Origin of the sequence: Pseudomonas sp. SIMBA_068 (assembly GCF_046534705.1) — a bacterium.
In the GTDB taxonomy this organism is placed as follows: domain Bacteria; phylum Pseudomonadota; class Gammaproteobacteria; order Pseudomonadales; family Pseudomonadaceae; genus Aquipseudomonas; species Aquipseudomonas putida.
Genome location: NZ_JAWRYI010000002.1, coordinates 534,917 through 550,891 on the forward strand (window position 1 = coordinate 534,917; position 15,975 = coordinate 550,891).

Annotated in this window: 14 protein-coding genes; 6 read left to right on the plus strand and 8 right to left on the minus strand. The window is 63.0% G+C overall.

Annotated features, from left to right (window positions below; translation table 11 throughout):
- Nucleotides 1–2 precede the first annotated feature (2 nt).
- The 3 genes from mexE to SB756_RS08695 all read right to left on the minus strand — a co-directional run bounded on the left by mexE (nt 3) and on the right by SB756_RS08695 (nt 3,594).
- Nucleotides 3–1,244: a multidrug efflux RND transporter periplasmic adaptor subunit MexE gene (gene mexE / locus SB756_RS08685; protein WP_016499907.1), complete on the minus strand. Its 1,242-nt coding sequence runs from the start codon at nt 1,242–1,244 to the stop codon at nt 3–5.
- 158 nt (nt 1,245–1,402) lie between these two features.
- Complete coding sequence (locus tag SB756_RS08690; protein WP_410910666.1) at nt 1,403–2,989, minus strand: rhodanese-related sulfurtransferase; 1,587 nt, start codon at nt 2,987–2,989, stop codon at nt 1,403–1,405.
- Nucleotides 2,986–3,594 carry a cysteine dioxygenase gene (locus tag SB756_RS08695; protein ID WP_410910667.1) on the minus strand — a complete coding sequence of 203 codons (609 nt, stop codon included), beginning with the start codon at nt 3,592–3,594 and terminating at the stop codon, nt 2,986–2,988. Before SB756_RS08695 ends, SB756_RS08690 begins: the two co-directional genes overlap by 4 nt.
- Nucleotides 3,595–3,895: 301 nt before the next feature.
- Between SB756_RS08695 and SB756_RS08700 the strand changes: the two genes are divergently transcribed.
- Together SB756_RS08700 and SB756_RS08705 are read left to right on the plus strand one after the other, a co-directional pair.
- Complete coding sequence (locus tag SB756_RS08700) at nt 3,896–4,831, plus strand: ABC transporter substrate-binding protein (RefSeq protein WP_341795684.1); 936 nt, start codon at nt 3,896–3,898, stop codon at nt 4,829–4,831.
- Between the two features lie 137 nt (nt 4,832–4,968).
- Nucleotides 4,969–6,276: an LLM class flavin-dependent oxidoreductase gene (locus SB756_RS08705; RefSeq protein ID WP_410910668.1), complete on the plus strand. Its 1,308-nt coding sequence runs from the start codon at nt 4,969–4,971 to the stop codon at nt 6,274–6,276.
- On the opposite strand, the gene SB756_RS08710 is transcribed toward SB756_RS08705, so the two are convergent.
- Complete coding sequence (locus SB756_RS08710) at nt 6,270–7,460, minus strand: type II secretion system F family protein (protein WP_016499899.1); 1,191 nt, start codon at nt 7,458–7,460, stop codon at nt 6,270–6,272. The genes SB756_RS08705 and SB756_RS08710 overlap by 7 nt on opposite strands.
- Nucleotides 7,461–7,471: 11 nt before the next feature.
- Nucleotides 7,472–7,897: a type II secretion system major pseudopilin GspG gene (gspG, locus tag SB756_RS08715; RefSeq protein ID WP_410910711.1), complete on the minus strand. Its 426-nt coding sequence runs from the start codon at nt 7,895–7,897 to the stop codon at nt 7,472–7,474.
- Between the two features lie 185 nt (nt 7,898–8,082).
- Here gspG and SB756_RS08720 point away from each other — a divergent pair, with 185 nt between their 5' ends.
- The 4 genes from SB756_RS08720 to SB756_RS08735 all read left to right on the plus strand — a co-directional run bounded on the left by SB756_RS08720 (nt 8,083) and on the right by SB756_RS08735 (nt 13,444).
- The gene (locus SB756_RS08720; RefSeq protein WP_341795681.1) at nt 8,083–8,676 is read left to right on the plus strand and encodes a lytic transglycosylase domain-containing protein; all 594 of its coding nucleotides are present in this window, start codon (nt 8,083–8,085) and stop codon (nt 8,674–8,676) included.
- 119 nt (nt 8,677–8,795) lie between these two features.
- A complete protein-coding gene (locus SB756_RS08725; RefSeq protein ID WP_341795680.1) occupies nt 8,796–10,256 on the plus strand; it encodes a HAMP domain-containing sensor histidine kinase in 1,461 nt (486 codons plus the stop codon).
- Nucleotides 10,257–10,554: 298 nt separating this feature from the next.
- Nucleotides 10,555–12,048: a sensor histidine kinase gene (locus SB756_RS08730; RefSeq protein WP_410910669.1), complete on the plus strand. Its 1,494-nt coding sequence runs from the start codon at nt 10,555–10,557 to the stop codon at nt 12,046–12,048.
- Complete coding sequence (locus SB756_RS08735) at nt 12,017–13,444, plus strand: sigma-54-dependent transcriptional regulator (RefSeq protein ID WP_016499894.1); 1,428 nt, start codon at nt 12,017–12,019, stop codon at nt 13,442–13,444. The genes SB756_RS08730 and SB756_RS08735 overlap by 32 nt, the downstream gene beginning before the upstream one ends.
- Before the next feature lie 94 nt (nt 13,445–13,538).
- On the opposite strand, the gene SB756_RS08740 is transcribed toward SB756_RS08735, so the two are convergent.
- From SB756_RS08740 to SB756_RS08750, 3 genes are all read right to left on the minus strand, one after another.
- Nucleotides 13,539–13,841 carry a hypothetical protein gene (locus tag SB756_RS08740; RefSeq protein ID WP_341795677.1) on the minus strand — a complete coding sequence of 101 codons (303 nt, stop codon included), beginning with the start codon at nt 13,839–13,841 and terminating at the stop codon, nt 13,539–13,541.
- An 84-nt stretch (nt 13,842–13,925) separates the two neighbouring features.
- Nucleotides 13,926–15,278: a GntP family permease gene (locus SB756_RS08745; RefSeq protein ID WP_016499892.1), complete on the minus strand. Its 1,353-nt coding sequence runs from the start codon at nt 15,276–15,278 to the stop codon at nt 13,926–13,928.
- Nucleotides 15,279–15,389: 111 nt separating this feature from the next.
- Nucleotides 15,390–15,929, minus strand: coding sequence for a gluconokinase (locus SB756_RS08750; RefSeq protein WP_016499891.1), 540 nt, complete (start codon nt 15,927–15,929; stop codon nt 15,390–15,392).
- Nucleotides 15,930–15,975 lie beyond the last annotated feature (46 nt).

A 15,975-nucleotide genomic window follows, 5' to 3' on the forward strand; every position in this document is an offset into this window, starting at 1 on the left:
CCTTAACCGCGTGGCGCCTGGGCGCTGGCGACTTTCACGTTGTTGCCCGCCACCTTCGGCGCCGGGTTGCTGGCCTCCAGTGCTTGGCGCTGCTGGGCCAGGGCGGCGAGCGTCTGTTCGCTGGCCATCGGCGTTTCTTCCGGGGTGACCGGCGAGCCTGGGCGCACGCGCTGCAGGCCCTTGACCACGATGCGGTCATCCTTGGCCAGGCCGCTACGCACGATGCGCAGGCCTTCCAGCTTCGGCCCCAGTTCCACGGCGCGGTAAGTGGCCTTGTTGTCCTTGTCCATGACCAGCACGAACTTCTTGCCAAGGTCGGTGCCGACGGCCTCGTCGTTGATCAGCATGGCGTCGTACTGGGCGCTCCCGACCAGCTTCAGGCGTGCGTACAGGCCCGGGGTGAACTGGCCGTCGCGGTTGTCGAACACCGCACGACCACGGATGGTGCCCGTGCGCGGGTTGACCTGGTTGTCGACGAAGTTCATCTGGCCCTGGTGCGGGTTGCCGGTTTCATTGGTGAGGCCCAGGTACACCGGGGTGCTCTGGCCACGCTGGCCTTCGCGCGCCAGCTGGGTGTACTTGAGGTACACGCGCTCGTCGGCGTCGAAGTAGGCGTAGACCTTGTCGGTGGACACCACGCTGGTCAGCGGGGTGACATCGGCCGTGACGATGTTGCCGGCAGTGAACTGGGCACGGCTGACGCGGCCACTGATGGGCGCGGTGACGCGGGTGAAGCTGAGGTTCAGGCGCGCCAGGTCGAGCTGTGCCTGGATCGCGTCGACCCCGGCGCGGGCTTCGGCGGCAGCGCTGCTACGCGATTCTGCAAGTTCGGCGGAGATGGCGTTGCTGTCGCGCAGGCGTTCGCCACGGCGCGCTTCGTTGGCGCTGCGAATGGCGGTGGCCTTGGCCTGTTGCAGTTGGGCTTCAAGGCGGCGGACTTCAGCCTGGAACGGGCGTGGGTCGATCTGGAACAGCAGGTCGCCTTTTTTCACCTGGGCGCCTTCGGTGAAGGCGACCTGGTCGATCTGGCCGGCTACCCGCGGGCGAACTTCAACGGTTTCCGGGGCTTCAAGGCGGCCGGTGAATTCGTCCCATTCGTTGATCGGTTGCTCGATCACCTTGGCCACAGTGACCTTCGGCGCGGCGGGAGCCTGCACGGCGTCTGGGGTTCGACCGCAAGCGCTGATCACCACCACTGCCAAGGCAGCGAGGGGGAAGCGCAAGGGTTTGAGAGATTGTTCCATGGAGAACTCCGCCAATGTATTAGTAGTGGGCGGAGTGTGAGTGTGTTGCGCGTGAGGCACGAATCGAACGGGACGAAGGTTAATATCACGCTGAATGATATGTGTGGATCACTCATCGATGGCGGGCATGATGGGGCTGCCTGGCAGCCCCGGCAACCTCAGCTCAACACGTTGAACCCATGGGTCCCATCCCGCTCCAGCTGGGCAATCAGCCCGAACTCCCAGTCCAGATACCCCTGCATGGCTTCACGTGGGTTATCCGTCCCTTCATAAGGCCGGCGGTAACGGTCGGTGCGCGCCACCGCCAGCTGCGTTTCGCCACTTTCCAGCGGCTTGCCCGCCGCAATCCAGCGGGCTGTACCGCCGTCCAGCACGTACACCGGGGTTTGCGTAAGCGCCTGCAAGTCTACCGCCGCAAAGCGCGCCAGCAGGCTGCTGCCGCAGGTCAGTACATAGCGCTCGGCTACCGGCAGTTGTTCCAGTACCTGCGGCAACTGCGCGCGGATTGCCCAGTGGGCACCTGGAATGTGGCGTTTCACGTAGTTGGCACTGCTGGTGAAGTCCAGCAGCACGGTGCCTGGCGTTTGCAGCCAGTCGTCCAGCTGCTCGACGCCGATCTCGGTGACTGCAGGCAGTGCAGGCTGGGGGGCCTGCCAATCGCCGGTCTCGCTGAAATCTTGCGCCGACAGCCCATCGAGTACGGCTACCTCCCAGCCCATTTGCGCCAGCCATGAAGCACTCATGTTGGCCCGCACGCCGTCGTCATCCACCAGCACGATGCGCGCCCCGCGCACGCTGGCGACGTGGTCGGTTTCCTGCACCAGTTGCCCGCCCGGGACACTGCGGCTGCCCGGCAGGTGGCCGTGGGCATATTCCTCGGGCGTACGTACGTCGAACAGGTAGGTGGTGCGGCGCGTATCGGCCCGCCAGGCGGCCAGGGCTTGCTGCTCCAGGCGCAGCACACCGGCACGGTCGGCTACATTGCGCGCGCGTTGGGCGGCGTCGGCGCGGGTGTTGTCGCTGACATCGGCGAAGCGGCGCTCTTGGCCGTGCGCCAGCGTTTGGCCGGCCAGGGTCCAGCCGATGGTGCCGTTGCGCAGGGCGGCCACGGGGTTGGGGATGCCGGCGTTGACCAGCGACTGGGTGCCGATGATGCTGCGGGTGCGCCCTGCGCAGTTGACAATGACCTGGGTGGCGGGGCTGGGCGCCAGCTCGGCAACCCGCAGTACCAGCTCGGCACCCGGCACACTGATACCCCCCGGGATACTCATGGTCTGGTATTCGTCGAAACGGCGAGCATCGAGTACCACCACATCGGCCTTGGCCTCCAGTAGCGCTTGCACCTGTTCAGCCGCCAACGAAGGAGTGTGGCGCACGCTTTCAACCAGCTCGCCAAACGCCTTGCTCGGCACGTTTACGTCGCGGAACAGCTCGCCACCGGCAGCGCGCCAGCCGGCCAGCCCGCCTTCGAGCAATGCGACATCGCTGTACCCCAAGGCCAGCAGGCGTTCGGCGGCCTGACGGGCCAGGCCTTCGCCGTCGTCATACACCGTAATGGCGGTGTCGCGCCGTGGCACGCGGGCGAAAATCTCCAGTTCCAGTTTGGACAAGGGGATGTTGGCAGTGAACAGGGGGTGTGCCTGGGCGAACGGGTCTTCCTCGCGCACATCGATCAGCGCCAGTTCTTCATGGGCCAGCAAGGCCCGGCGAATGTCTTGATAGGACCGGGTAGCAACGGTACTCATGGGGCAGGGTTCTCTTTGGACAAGTCCCAGATGTTGGGCAGAAGGCTGTTGGAATAGCCGGAAATGAACGGTTTTTCGCTGCCGTCGGGCAGGTACACCGCGCGGCTGACGGCGCCGATGTTGGCGCCATACACGTGGATGCTGATCGACACCCGGTCGTCGAACGCGTTGCTGACCTGATGGACATCGCCGATGCGCGGCGAAACGGCCTCTACATGGCCGGGGTCAAGGCGCACAGGCTCGCCCGATGGCAGCAAGGCGCCATCTTCGCTACGGGCAAAGCCTTGCGAGTATTCGGCGCCGCGTAGCATGCCGATCAAGCCCCAGACCCGATGGTCGTGGATCGGTGTCTGCTGGCCTGGCCCCCAGACGAAGCTGACGATGGAAAAGCGCTGGCGCGAATCGCAATGCAGCAAATATTGCTGGTAGCGGCCCGGGTCTGGCTGCGCCAGTGCCTCGGGCAACCAGTCGTCATGGGCAACCAGGCTGCGCAGCAGGCCCTGGCCGTGGTCGAGGAGGGTGGCTTCGTCGGTTTCTTGGTCCACCAGTTGCGCAAGCGCGTCGATGAAATTGCGCAGGCGCTCAAGGCGCAGGGGTTGGCTCATGGTTCAGGCTCGGCTGACGGTTTGGGTAAACCCTAGCAAACACACTGAATATTCTCAAAAGTAAAAATATGAATAAGCTAATATGCAAATAACGCATTTACAGATTGTCGGATCTGTTTTGAAATGGGGACGTGAGCAAAGCATTAGGTTATGCCCAAAACGAATTTCACGGCGCTGCGCTTAATCGATAATGTATAAGCAATGCGCTGGTTATATTTAAATTGAATATGCGAGCCCCATGCCCCCACGAGACCGCACGCGCGGATCGGCCTGATGTACCCGACGGTACCTGGAGACGAACGTGCGATACCTCAAACAATTGGCCGCTGGTGTGCTGGCCAGCTCCCTCAGCCTGGCCGCTGCCGCGCAAACCCTGGTGGTCGGTGACCAGAGCTTCAATGCTCGAGCGGTGATGGAAGCGGCCGGCGTGCTCGACGACCTGCCGTATACCCTGGAATGGAAGCAGTTCACGGCCGGCTCGCCGGTAGCCGAGGCGTTGAACGTGGGCAGCCTGGACATCGGCCTGCTGGGCGATGCGCCGCCGTTGTTCCTGGGCGCCCTGGGCGCGCCGATCAAGGTGATTGCGGTCAGCCGGCAGAACCTGGATGGCGTGGCGATCCTGGCGCGCAAGGACTCGAACATTCACAGCCTCGAAGACCTGCGCGGCAAACGTGCGGCGATCTGGAAGGGCTCCTGGAGCCAGCAGTTGCTGTTCAGCGCGCTGGACAAGGCCGCCGTGCCGCGTGATGCCCTGGAGCTGCGCTACCTCAGCGCCCTGGATGCCTCGCATGCCCTGGATGGCGGTTCGGTGGATGTGATCGCGACCTGGGAGCCCTATGTCACCCAGCAGGAGCGCCAAGGGGCGCGGGTACTGGCCACGGCCGAAGGATTGATACCGGCGCAGAGTTTCGTGGTGGCCAATGCCAAGGCGGTGGAGGCCAAGCGGGCGCAGATCAGTGATTTTCTGCAGCGCCTGAAAAAGGCCCGTGACTGGACTCTGAGCGACCCGGCCCATACCGAGGCTTATGCCGATGCCTGGGCCAAACGCACCCGTGCCGACCGCGACATTGCCCGCATCTGGTTTGCCCGCGCCCGTACCGATGTCGCGCCGCTGAACCCGCAGGTGATCGTGGATGCGCAGAAGACCGTGGACTTCTTTGCCGGGCTGGGGCTGATCAAGAACTACCCGGCGTCGAGCCTGTTCGATACCTCGTTCGCGGCAGCGCTCGACCACTAAGCACTTCTGTAATGGCCCTATCGCCGGCAAGCCAGCTCCCAAAGGTACACCGTTGGGCTTCGGCCTTAGGGGCTCCGGTGGGAGCTGGCTTGCCGGCGATAGGGCCGTTACAGGCAGAACCTTTTTGAGGAATGACCATGACTACTCGCAAAATCAAGCTTGGCGCCCTGACCATGGGCTGCGGCGGCCCTGGCCGGCATAACCTGTGGCTCGACCCGGAGCTGCCCGCCGATGCCAGCGTGAACATCGACTGGTACATCGACATCGCCCGCCAGGCCGAAGCGGCGTTGTTCGACCTCATGTTCATCGTCGACAGCCAGTACATCACCCCCGGCTCACCGTCGCACTATCTCAACCGTCTGGAGCCGCTGACCCTGCTCTCGGCACTGGCAGTGACTACCCGCAACATCGGTCTGGTCGGTACCCTGACCACCTCCTACAACGAACCCTTCAACGTCGCCCGCCGCCTGGCCTCGCTGGACCTGATCAGCAAGGGCCGCGCTGGCTGGAACGTGGTCACCAGCGGCGACGCTGGCACTGCCGGCAACTATGGCCGTGACGAGCACTACGACTACCACACCCGTTACGCCCGCGCCCAGGAGCACGTGGCGGTGGTGCAGGGCCTCTGGCAATCCTATGAAGACGGCGCGTTCCCACGCAACCGCGCCACCGGGCAGTTCCTCGATCCGAGCCGGATGCATGCGCTGCACCACAAGGGCGAGCACTTCTCGGTCGTAGGACCATTGAATATCCAGCGTTCCCCCCAGGGCCAGCCGGTGATTTTCCAGGCCGGGGACTCGCAGCAAGGGCGCGAGCTTGGGGCAGCCACGGCAGATGTCATCTTTACCCATGCCGCCAGCATCGAGCAGGGCCAGGCGTTCTACCGCGATGTGAAAGGCCGCGCGATGCGGCTGGGGCGCGACCCCGAGCAGCTGCTGGTGTTGCCTGGTGCCGAGATCTATGTGGGCGACACCGACGAACACGCCCGCGAGATCGAACGCCATTACCACCAGCAGGACCATAGCTTCGAGCTGGCCCTCAAGGAGTTCGGACGCAATTTCGGCTGGCATGACTTCAGCCAGTATGACCTTGATGCTCCGTTCCCCCAGGAAAGCCTGGAGCACGCACGCAGCAGTTTCTTCACCAACGCCAAGCGCATCGCCGACCAAGCCCGGGAGCAGGGGTTCAGCCTGCGCCAGGCGGTGGAATTCGGGCGCAAGCTGCGCCCAGGGGCCTTCGTTGGCTCGGCTGAAACGGTAGCGGCAAAAATGACCGAGTGGTTCGAGGCGCGGGCGCTGGATGGCTTCAACATTTACATCGGCCACCCCGGGCAGTTCCGCCGGTTTACCCAGCAGGTGGTGCCGTTGCTGCAAGAGCGCGGGGTGTACCGTACGGCCTACGAAGGCAGCACTCTGCGCGAGAGCCTGGGCCTGGCCATTCAGTGAATGCTTGAGGCCAGTTCGAAGATCGGCATGTACATCAGGATCACGATCAGGCCGATCAGCAGGCCAATGAACGTCATCAGCAGCGGTTCGAAGAGTTTCACGAACCATTCCACCCAGCGGCCGATTTCCTGGTCATGGAAGTCGGCGCAGCGTTCCAGCATCTCGCCCAGGTTGCCGGATTGCTCTCCGGCCCGCAGCAGGCGCAGCGACACGGGTGTAACCAGGTGCCCGGCCTCCAGCGCATCGGACAATGGCAGCCCTTCGCCCACCCGTTGGCTGGCCTGGCCCAAGCCCTGGGCTGCTGCGCTGCCGAGCAGGCCGCGGGCCATGCCCATGGCGGTGAGGATGGGAATACCGCCTTGCAGCAGGATGCCCAACGAGCGATAGAAGCGCGCCAGCTCGTACATCATCAAGCGTTGATGCAGCGCCGGCAGGCGGCGCAACTGGCAGGATGCCCAGCGCCGTACCCGTGGGTGGCGGCGTAGCAGCCACAACGCCGTGCCCCCAACGACCGTGCCCAGCGCCAGCGGCAGTTGCTGGGCATGCAAAAATAGCCCGATCTGCATCAACACCCGTGACAGCCAGGGCAATTCGGTACCCATGCCCTCGAACACCTGGCTGAAACGCGGTACCACATAGCCGAGCAGGAACAGCACCACGCCGCCACCCACCAGCAACAGCAGCAACGGGTAGACCGAGGCCCCCACCAGCTTCTGCCGTACCAGGTCCAGGCGCTGGCGATAACTGATGTAGCGCGTGAGGGCGTCGCCCAGCGCACCGGTGCGTTCGCTGGACTGCACCAGCGCCACGTACAGCGGCGGAAATATCCGCGGTTGCTGGCCCAGGGCCTGGGACAGCGAACGGCCTTCGTACAGCTGGCGTACCAACTCGGCCAGCACCTTGCGTGTGGCGGATGCAGGGGCCTTTTCTGCCAGGCTCTCCAGTGCGTCGATCAGCGGCAGGCCGGCATTGAGCAGGGTCGACAGTTCCTGGCTGAACAGCACCAGGTCGAATGCTGCTTCGCGTCGCCAGGCCATACCGCGCAAGGCGCCGCCGTTGCTGCGCAGGCTGAGCACGCGCAAGCCTTGGTCCTCGGCCTGGCGGCGGGCCTGGTCGGCGTCCTCGGCGTCGATCTGCAACTGCACCACGCCCTGTCTGCCCAGGGCCTTGAGGCTGTAGCGCATGGCCACTCTCCTTACTGCCAGCTGGTAATTTCGGCGTTTTCCCCATCACCGCCGGGCTGGCCGTCCTTGCCCATCGACAGCAGGTCGTATTCACCACCGTTTTCGCCAGGTTGCCGGTAGATGTAAGGGCGGCCCCATGGGTCCTGCGGCACGGCCTTCTGCAGATACGGGCCGGTCCAGCGTGCTTCGCCACTGGGGGCGGTTACCAGGGCCTGCAGGCCTTGCTCGCTGTTGGGGTAGTGGCCGACCTCCAGGCGATACAAATCCAGCGCCTTGCTCAGCCCTTCTATCTGCGCCCGCGCCACCTTGGCTTCGGAGCGACCGAGCTGGCTGAAGTACTTGGGCGCGACGATGCCGGCCAACAGGCCGAGCACCACCAGCACCACCAGGAGTTCGAGCAGGGTGAAGCCACGTTGCGGTTTGGTTCTGCACTGCATGGTGAAGCCCTCCACTGCATGGGGACACGGGTTGCCAGGCACCATGCAACAGCCGTGCACGTCTGCCTCGGGGCCTTGCGCCATGCGGTACAGGAAGCGGCACAGTGCTTGCGTCGTGGTCATCGACCTCGGGTTTTCCGGGGCATTTCCCCCACTTCGGGGGCCACGACGAAGAGGCAACCGTCATGCGTGGACTCATCCTCGGTTTGATCTGGCTGGCGGCAGGTGCCGCCCAGGCCGATGTGTACATCTCCATCGATGCCAAGGGCGGCTACGTACTGACCAACGTCCATCGACCCGGGCGCCACTATGAAAAGGTGATCAGCGAACAGGTGGCCCAGGCTGGCCCGGCCAATGCGCAGATGATCACCGGCCGCCCTTATGCCGAGGTGGTCGCCACGGCAGCGCGCATCCACAACGTGCCACCGGCCCTGCTGCATGCGCTGATCAAGGCCGAGTCCGGCTACAACCCGAAGGCCCGTTCGCGGGCGGGGGCAGTAGGGTTGATGCAACTGATGCCGGATACCGCCCGCGAAATGGGCGTGGAAGACCGCCTGGACCCTGAGGACAACGTGAAGGGCGGGGCACGATACCTCAAGCAGATGCTTACCCTCTTCGACAACGACATAACGCTGGCCGTGGCAGCTTATAACGCTGGGCCGGACGCCGTGATGCGGCGCGGCGCCGTGCCGCCGTTTGCCGAGACCCGGCGCTATGTGCCCACGGTGCTGCGCGAATACCGCAAGCTGCAGGGGTTGGCGAATGATTCGCCACTGTAATTTGCCTGTCAGAGGTTACGCGGTCCCTGTACCCTTCGGCGGTTGCCATCAATTTAGCACTACGGTTTCCCCAGGTCTGGGCTATAACCTTCTGAAGGTGCCCAGCTGTGGAGCCCGCCATGGACATCGCCCCCCGTTCCGACGCCATCGAAGTGCCTGCCGGTAACGAGCTGACAGCCCCACGCAAGCCGTTCAACCTGTTGCGCTGGTATGCCTGGGTCAGCCTGGCCATCATCCTTTCGGTGGCTGTCGGCCTGGGGCTGATTTCCAGCCGATTCATCATCGATGAGAGCGTTGAGCGCGATGCCTTGCTCACGGCACAATTCATCACCTCCATCGCCGACGCCGAAGTGCGCCATGTGTCGATCCCCAACGTGCGTACAATGGGCGAGCTGCTGGACCCGCGCACCGACCGCAGCAACCTGCCGGACGTCGACCCGGATGCCCGGCGCAAGGCCCGCGGCGAGTTTCTTGACCATATCGCCCACCTGCCAGACATGCTGCTGGCCAATATCTATGCCCCCGACCGTATGGTGATCTGGTCCACCAACCCGGCGCTGATTGGCAAGCTGATTGACAGCGACGACGACCTGGAGCGGGCTTTCGAGTACAAGATGCGAGTCTCGGCCAGCTACCACAACTTCGAAAAGGCTCGCGCCGAGCAGAAGTTTGTCACCCCGCCCGAGCAGCTGTTCATCGAAAACTACATTCCGCTGTTCGCTGCTGATGGCGAGCACGTCACGGCGATGGTCGAGATCTATAAAGAGCCCCATGACCTGATCGTGCGCATCGAGCATGGCCTGATACTGATCTGGCTGGCGATCACCGTGGGCGCCGCACTGGTCTACGTTGGCCTGTACGGCATCATGCACCGCGCTGCGCGGTTGCTGGCAGTGCAGCAGAAGCGGCTGATCAACAACGAAACCTATGTGGCACTGGGCGAGGTGTCCTCAGCGGTGGCCCACAGCCTGCGCAACCCGCTGGCCAGTATCCGCTCCAGTGCCGAGCTGGCCCAGGCGTTCGACGAAGGGCCGGCACAGCGCAATATCAACGACATCATCAGCCAGGTTGACCGCATGTCGCAGTGGATCCGCCAGATGCTGCAGTCGCTGCGCCCACTGAACGATGAGGCGGTGGCGGTGGACTTGCCGCTGGCCTTGCAGGAGAGCCTGCAGAGCTACGCCGTGCAGTTGGCGCGTGGCGGGGTGAGCCTGGACCTGCAACCGTTACCGGCGGTACAGGTATTGGGGCATCCGGCGTTACTGCGGCAGATTTTCAGCAGCCTGATCGCCAATGCGCTGGAATCGATGGAGCAGGGCGGACGGCTGCGTATCGAGGTGGTGCGCCATGACCGGCGCAGCCTGACCCTGCGCCTGTCCGACAACGGCAAGGGTATGAACGAACAGCAGCAGCGCATGGCCTTCCGGCCGTTCTTTACCACCAAACAGGGTGGGTTGGGGGTGGGGCTGGTGCTGGTGAAACGCATCATGGAACGCTTCGGCGGCACGGTCAGGCTCAGCAGCAGTGAAGGCCATGGTACGCGAGTGTCGTTGAATTTCCGCTTGGCGAGGACTTGTTAAAGCGCTTTGAAAATCCAACGCAACCTATTGATTTAAAGCGATTAATTGTTTTTGGGTTATTAGTACCCAAATGTGGGACCTGATCTTTAGATAGTTTTTAAAAGGGACTACTAAGGTACTGAAAGATATGCATTTTTACTTTGTACCGTGCGCTGGCCGAGTTCTTGCAGCGTGATAGGCGAAGCGCGACACGTGACACATGGCAGCTTATGGCTGCCCAGGCGGGGTGCTATCAGCTGGCTGCTGTTGGTTGGCCTTGATGCATTTCTGAACGGACGCCTTGTGCGGGAACCACCCGATGCAGATGCTGGAAAACGACGTTCGCGACAAGGCCAGTGCGACTGCCAGCGGTCTGGCTGTGCCATTGCGTGAATTCAACCTGTTGCGCTGGTTTTCGGTCATCAGCCTGTTGATCATCACGGCGGTGGCGGGGGGGCTGGGTTATGTGTCCACGCGCTTTGTGGTCCGCGATAGCGTGCAGCGTGATGCGATGCTGACCGCGCAGTTCATTCAGGCCATGGCCCAGGCCGAGGTACGGCATTCGCAGTTGCCACCGGGCACCACCATGGGTGAACTGCTCGACCCGCGCCTGGACCAGCAGCACTTGCAGTTCACCCCGGCGCTGGCCGAATCGACCCGGGTCGAATTTCTCGACCATGTCGAGCACCTGCCTGATACCTTGCTGGCCAATGTCTACGCCCGCGACCGCACCATCGTGTGGTCCACCAACGTCGAGCTGATCGGCAAGCGGATAGAAGCCGATGGCGATCTGGATCGCGCCTTCCGCTCGCGCAAGGCGGTGTCGGCCAGCTACCACAAGGCCGAGGATGACCGCGAAGAGCAGAAGTTTCTGCGTCAACCGCGCTACCTGTTCATCGAGAACTACATTCCGCTTTTCGACAGCCAGGGCGAACAGGTAATGGCCATGGTGGAGATCTACAAGGAGCCGCAAGACCTGATACGGCGCATCCAGCGCGGCTACGTGCTGATCTGGGCTTCGACCCTGGTAGGCGGGGCGTTGATCTACTTCGGGCTGTTCTGGATCGTACGTCGGGCGGCGCAGATGCTGAACCTGCAACAGGACCGGCTGGTGGCCAGTGAAACCTACGTGGCACTGGGCGAGATGTCGTCTGCAGTGGCGCACAGCCTGCGCAACCCGCTGGCCAATATCCGTTCCAGCGCCGAACTGGCCCAGGAAATCGCCAACCCCGCAGCGCAGAAGAGCATTACCGACATCATCAGCCAGGTGGACCGCATGTCGCGTTGGGTACGCGACCTGCTGGTGTCCTTGCGCCCGCTCAGCGACGAGGCCGAGGCGGTGGACCTGGTGGCGGCCATCGAGGACACCCACCTGGCGTTCGTCCAGCAGATCGAGCGCAACGGGGTGCGCTTTCATTTCGAAGGGCCTGATGAGCAGTGGGTGGCCAGCCAGCCGCTGCAGCTCACGCAGATTCTCAACAGCTTGTTCTCCAATGCCCTGGAGGCCATGCCGGCAGGCGGCATGCTGACCGCCCAGGTCAATGTTAAGGACGGCCAGCGTGCCGAGTTTGTGCTCACCGACACCGGTAAAGGCATGAGCCAACAGCAGGAGCGGATGGTGTTCAAGCCGTTCTTCACGACCAAGCAGGGCGGCCTCGGTGTAGGCCTGGCCCTGGTCAAGCGCATCATGGAACGTTTTGGCGGCTCGGTCAGCCTTCGCAGCCGCGAAGAGGAAGGAACCCGCGTCAGCCTTACATTCAATATCGCAGCGGGAGGGGACCATGGAGCACAGCATCCTGGTAGTCGAGGATGATGAAATCCTCGCTGACAACATTCGCACCTACCTCAGCCTCAAGGGCTTCGAGGTCACCGTGTGCCACAGCGCCGAGCTTGCGCTGGAGCAGGTCAAGCGGGCCCAGCCCGACGCGGTGCTGACCGACAACTCATTGCCAGGCATGAGCGGGCACGACCTGCTGCGCAGCCTGGTGGTGCAGGTGCCGGGCCTGAAAGTGATCATGATGACCGGCTACGGTAATGTCGAAGATGCCGTGCAGGCGATGAAGGAGGGCGCCTTCCATTATCTGACCAAGCCGGTAGTGCTTGCCGAGCTCAAATTGACCCTGGACAAGGCCCTGGCTGCCGAGCGCATGGAGCGCACGCTGTCGTTCTACCAGGAGCGCGAGGCGCAGAAGTCCGGGTTGCAGGCGTTGATCGGCGAGTCGTCGGTGATGCTCACCCTCAAGCACACCCTGCGCCAGGTGCTGGATGCCGAGCGGCGTATGGCCAGCGACGATTTGCCACCGGTGCTGGTCGAAGGTGAGACCGGGACTGGTAAGGAGCTGGTGGCGCGCGCCCTGCATTTTGATGGATCTCGCGCCAAAGGCCCGTTCATCGAGTTCAACTGCGCCTCAATCCCTGCCAACCTGCTGGAAGCCGAACTGTTTGGCCACGAGAAGGGGGCATTCACCGATGCCAAGGAGCGACGGCTGGGCCTGGTAGAGGCCGCCGACGGCGGTACCTTGTTCCTCGACGAGATCGGCGAAATGGACCTTGTGCTGCAGGCCAAACTGCTCAAGCTGCTGGAGGATCGCAGTATCCGCCGGATTGGTGCGGTGAAGGAGCGCAAGGTAGACCTGCGAGTGATCAGTGCCACCAACTGCAACCTGGAGCAGATGGTGCAGCAGGGCAAGTTCCGCCGCGACCTGTTCTTCCGCCTGCGCATAATCGCCATAAAGGTGCCGCGCCTGTATGCCCGTGGCCAGGACATCCTGTTACTGGCAAGGCATTTCCTGGCCCACCATGGCCGGCGTTATGGCAAGCCAAACCTGCGGTTTTCCGCCGAGGCCGAGAGCCTGATGCTGGGCTATAGCTGGCCTGGAAACGTGCGCGAACTGCGCAACATGCTGGAGCAGACCGTGCTGCTGGCGCCGAACGAGGTGGTGCAGGCGCACCAGTTGAACCTGTGCATGACCTTGATTGACGAGCCATTGGTGCAGCAACCGGCCCCAGCGATGTTCGAAATGCCACGGCACGACCCGGAGCCAGGCACCAGCCTGCCGGACATGGAACGCGACCTGGTGTGCAAGACCCTGGACCGTACGGACTGGAATGTGACCAAATCGGCGCGGATGCTCGGGTTGTCGCGGGACATGTTGCGTTACAGGATCGAGAAGCTGGGGTTGACACGCCCAGACAAGCGCCAGTGGTAATTCATCAATCTTTACTGCCCATGCCGGCCTTTTCGCGGGCATGGGCATAAACCAACCCCTGCGATTTTTTAAGGTGGACCACTGAGAAGCGTACTCAGGGGTTGCCTGTATTGGTACCGCTGTTTCCTTGATGTCCGCTACCCTCCGAACCACTGTCACCCAGCCCCGGCAGATCGCGGTTGTCATTCTGCTTGGCCGGAGGGCTTTCTGGGTCGTTACCTTGAATGCGCGGGTCAGTGTTCCGCGGCATGGGCTTTTCGATGGGGTTGAGGGTGCTGTCCACGCCCGGCCGTGGTGCCGGGTTGTGTGGGTCGTCAGGGTAGGTGGGGCCAGTGCCGGCGGCCAGGGCCAGTGGCGAGGCGAGCAGGGCAATCAGCAGAATGCTTGAGCGGGGCATGGCAGGCTCCTTTGCTTCGGGTAGGTCTCATAATTCCCTTTGGCCCTACCCAAAGCATCAAGGTGCCATTACCCCGATAAACGGTTACACCACCTGCGCCAACAACATGATGAAGATGATGCCAACCACCGAGAGGATGGTTTCCATCATGCTCCAGGTCTTGAAGGTTTCCGCTACCGTCATGTTGAAATACTGCTTCACCAGCCAGAAGCCGGCATCGTTCACGTGCGACAGGATCAACGAGCCAGCACCGGTGGCGAGCACCAGCAACTCACGGTTCACACCCGGTACCAGTTCGATTACCGGTGCCACAATACCTGCACCGGTAATGGTAGCGACCGTGGCAGAGCCGGTCGCGATGCGGATTACCGCTGCCACCAGCCAGGCCAGCATGATCGGCGAAATCTCTGCCTGCACGGCCATCTGCCCGATCACGTTGCCCACGCCGGTGTCCACCAGCATCTGCTTGAAGCCACCGCCAGCACCCACGATCAGCACGATGGCGGCCGTGGGGGCCAGGCTCTGGTCAAGCATCTTCATGATCTGCTGACGGTTGAAGCCGCGGGCCGAACCAAAGGTGTAGAAGGCCAGCAGCAGGGCCGCGAGCAGAGCGGTAATGGGGTGGCCGATCAGGTCCATCCACTGGCGCACGATGTGCTCGGCCGGCAGTACCACGTCGGCGAAGGTTTTCAGCAACATCAACGCTACGGGTAGCAGCACGGTAATCAGGGTGATGCTGAAGCTTGGCAGGTTGCCCTGGTCGGACTCCTTGGCGATCTGGTCCATCAGCTCCTGGGACGGGTTGCCCGGGATGTAGCGGGAAATGAAGTTGCCGAACAGCGGCCCGGCGATGATCGCGGTGGGCAGTGCGACGATCAGGCCGTAGAAGATGGTCTTGCCGATATCAGCGTGGAAAATACCGATCGCCAGCAATGGGCCCGGGTGTGGCGGCACCAGGCCGTGCACCACAGACAGGCCGGCCAGCAGCGGAATGCCGATCTTGACCAGCGATACGCCGGAGCGCCGCGCCACGATGAACACCAGCGGAATCAGCAGCACGAAGCCGATTTCGAAGAACAGCGGAATGCCCACCAGGAAGGCGGCGAACATCATCGCCCAATGCACGTTCTTTTTGCCGAAGGCGCGGATGAGGGTTTGTGCAATCTGGTCGGCACCCCCAGAGTCGGCCATCAGCTTGCCCAGCATGGTGCCCAGGGCGAGCACGATGCCGACGAAGCCGAGCACACCGCCAAAACCATCCTGGAACGACTTCATTACCTTGGCCACCGGCATGCCGGAGGTAAGGCCAAGGAAGCCGGCCGCAAGGGTGAGGGCGACGAAGGGGTGCACTTTGAAGTGGGTGATCAGCAGGATCAGCCCGACGATGGTAACCAGCGCATCGAGCAGCAGGAAGGTGTCAGTAGCCAGTCCGAACATGGTTTGAAGGCCTCGATCTTATCGTTGTTTTTGGCGTAGCGTTTTGGAACTTTGCCCGCACTCACGGGTCAAGGTAGCGCTGTCTTTGGTGAGCCGGGAAAGCCGCCGGAGTCAGGCGGTTTGCGCCAGCCCCTGCTCACCACAGCGCTTTAGCCAGCGGTCCACCGCTTCGGCGAGTGCTTCTATGGGCTGGGTAGCGTCCAGCGCCAGCGTCAGTGGCTCGCCGCGTGGCGATTCCAGGGCAGCAAACTGGCTGTCGATCAGGCTAGCCGGCATGAAGTGCCCGGGCCGGGCCAGTACGCGTTTTTCCGCCTCGGCGGGCGACAGTTCGAGGAACACGAACACCAGCCCTGGCATGGCATCGCGCAGGGTGTCGCGGTAGCGTCGCTTGAGTGCCGAGCAGGTCAGGATCGGGCGCTCCCCAGCCTGGGTGGTGGCCTGCAACTCCTGGCCAAGGCGCACCAGCCAGCCGGCGCGGTCACTGTCGTCCAGCGGGATGCCATCGCTCATCTTGCGGATGTTTTCTGCAGGGTGGAAAGCGTCGCCTTCGATCAGGCGGCCGCCGCTTCTGGCAGCAATGGCAGCGCCGATGCAGCTTTTGCCGCAACCGGCCACGCCCATCACCACGATGGCGGACAGGGGAGAATTCATCAGTACCTCCTGCGGGGTGAGATAGCGCTGTCTCGTCGCCGACGAA

What these genes read in the sequence shown, in the direction of transcription:
- SB756_RS08690 (WP_410910666.1), bottom strand. Translation starts at nt 2,989, where the DNA reads ATGAGTACCGTTGCTACCCGGTCCTATCAAGACATTCGCCGGGCCTTG.
- SB756_RS08705 (WP_410910668.1), top strand. Translation starts at nt 4,969, where the DNA reads ATGACTACTCGCAAAATCAAGCTTGGCGCCCTGACCATGGGCTGCGGC.
- SB756_RS08750 (WP_016499891.1), bottom strand. Translation starts at nt 15,929, where the DNA reads ATGAATTCTCCCCTGTCCGCCATCGTGGTGATGGGCGTGGCCGGTTGC.
- mexE (WP_016499907.1), bottom strand. Translation starts at nt 1,244, where the DNA reads ATGGAACAATCTCTCAAACCCTTGCGCTTCCCCCTCGCTGCCTTGGCA.
- SB756_RS08730 (WP_410910669.1), top strand. Translation starts at nt 10,555, where the DNA reads ATGCAGATGCTGGAAAACGACGTTCGCGACAAGGCCAGTGCGACTGCC.
- gspG (WP_410910711.1), bottom strand. Translation starts at nt 7,897, where the DNA reads ATGCAGTGCAGAACCAAACCGCAACGTGGCTTCACCCTGCTCGAACTC.
- SB756_RS08695 (WP_410910667.1), bottom strand. Translation starts at nt 3,594, where the DNA reads ATGAGCCAACCCCTGCGCCTTGAGCGCCTGCGCAATTTCATCGACGCG.
- SB756_RS08740 (WP_341795677.1), bottom strand. Translation starts at nt 13,841, where the DNA reads ATGCCCCGCTCAAGCATTCTGCTGATTGCCCTGCTCGCCTCGCCACTG.
- SB756_RS08720 (WP_341795681.1), top strand. Translation starts at nt 8,083, where the DNA reads ATGCGTGGACTCATCCTCGGTTTGATCTGGCTGGCGGCAGGTGCCGCC.
- SB756_RS08745 (WP_016499892.1), bottom strand. Translation starts at nt 15,278, where the DNA reads ATGTTCGGACTGGCTACTGACACCTTCCTGCTGCTCGATGCGCTGGTT.
- SB756_RS08735 (WP_016499894.1), top strand. Translation starts at nt 12,017, where the DNA reads ATGGAGCACAGCATCCTGGTAGTCGAGGATGATGAAATCCTCGCTGAC.
- SB756_RS08710 (WP_016499899.1), bottom strand. Translation starts at nt 7,460, where the DNA reads ATGCGCTACAGCCTCAAGGCCCTGGGCAGACAGGGCGTGGTGCAGTTG.
- SB756_RS08725 (WP_341795680.1), top strand. Translation starts at nt 8,796, where the DNA reads ATGGACATCGCCCCCCGTTCCGACGCCATCGAAGTGCCTGCCGGTAAC.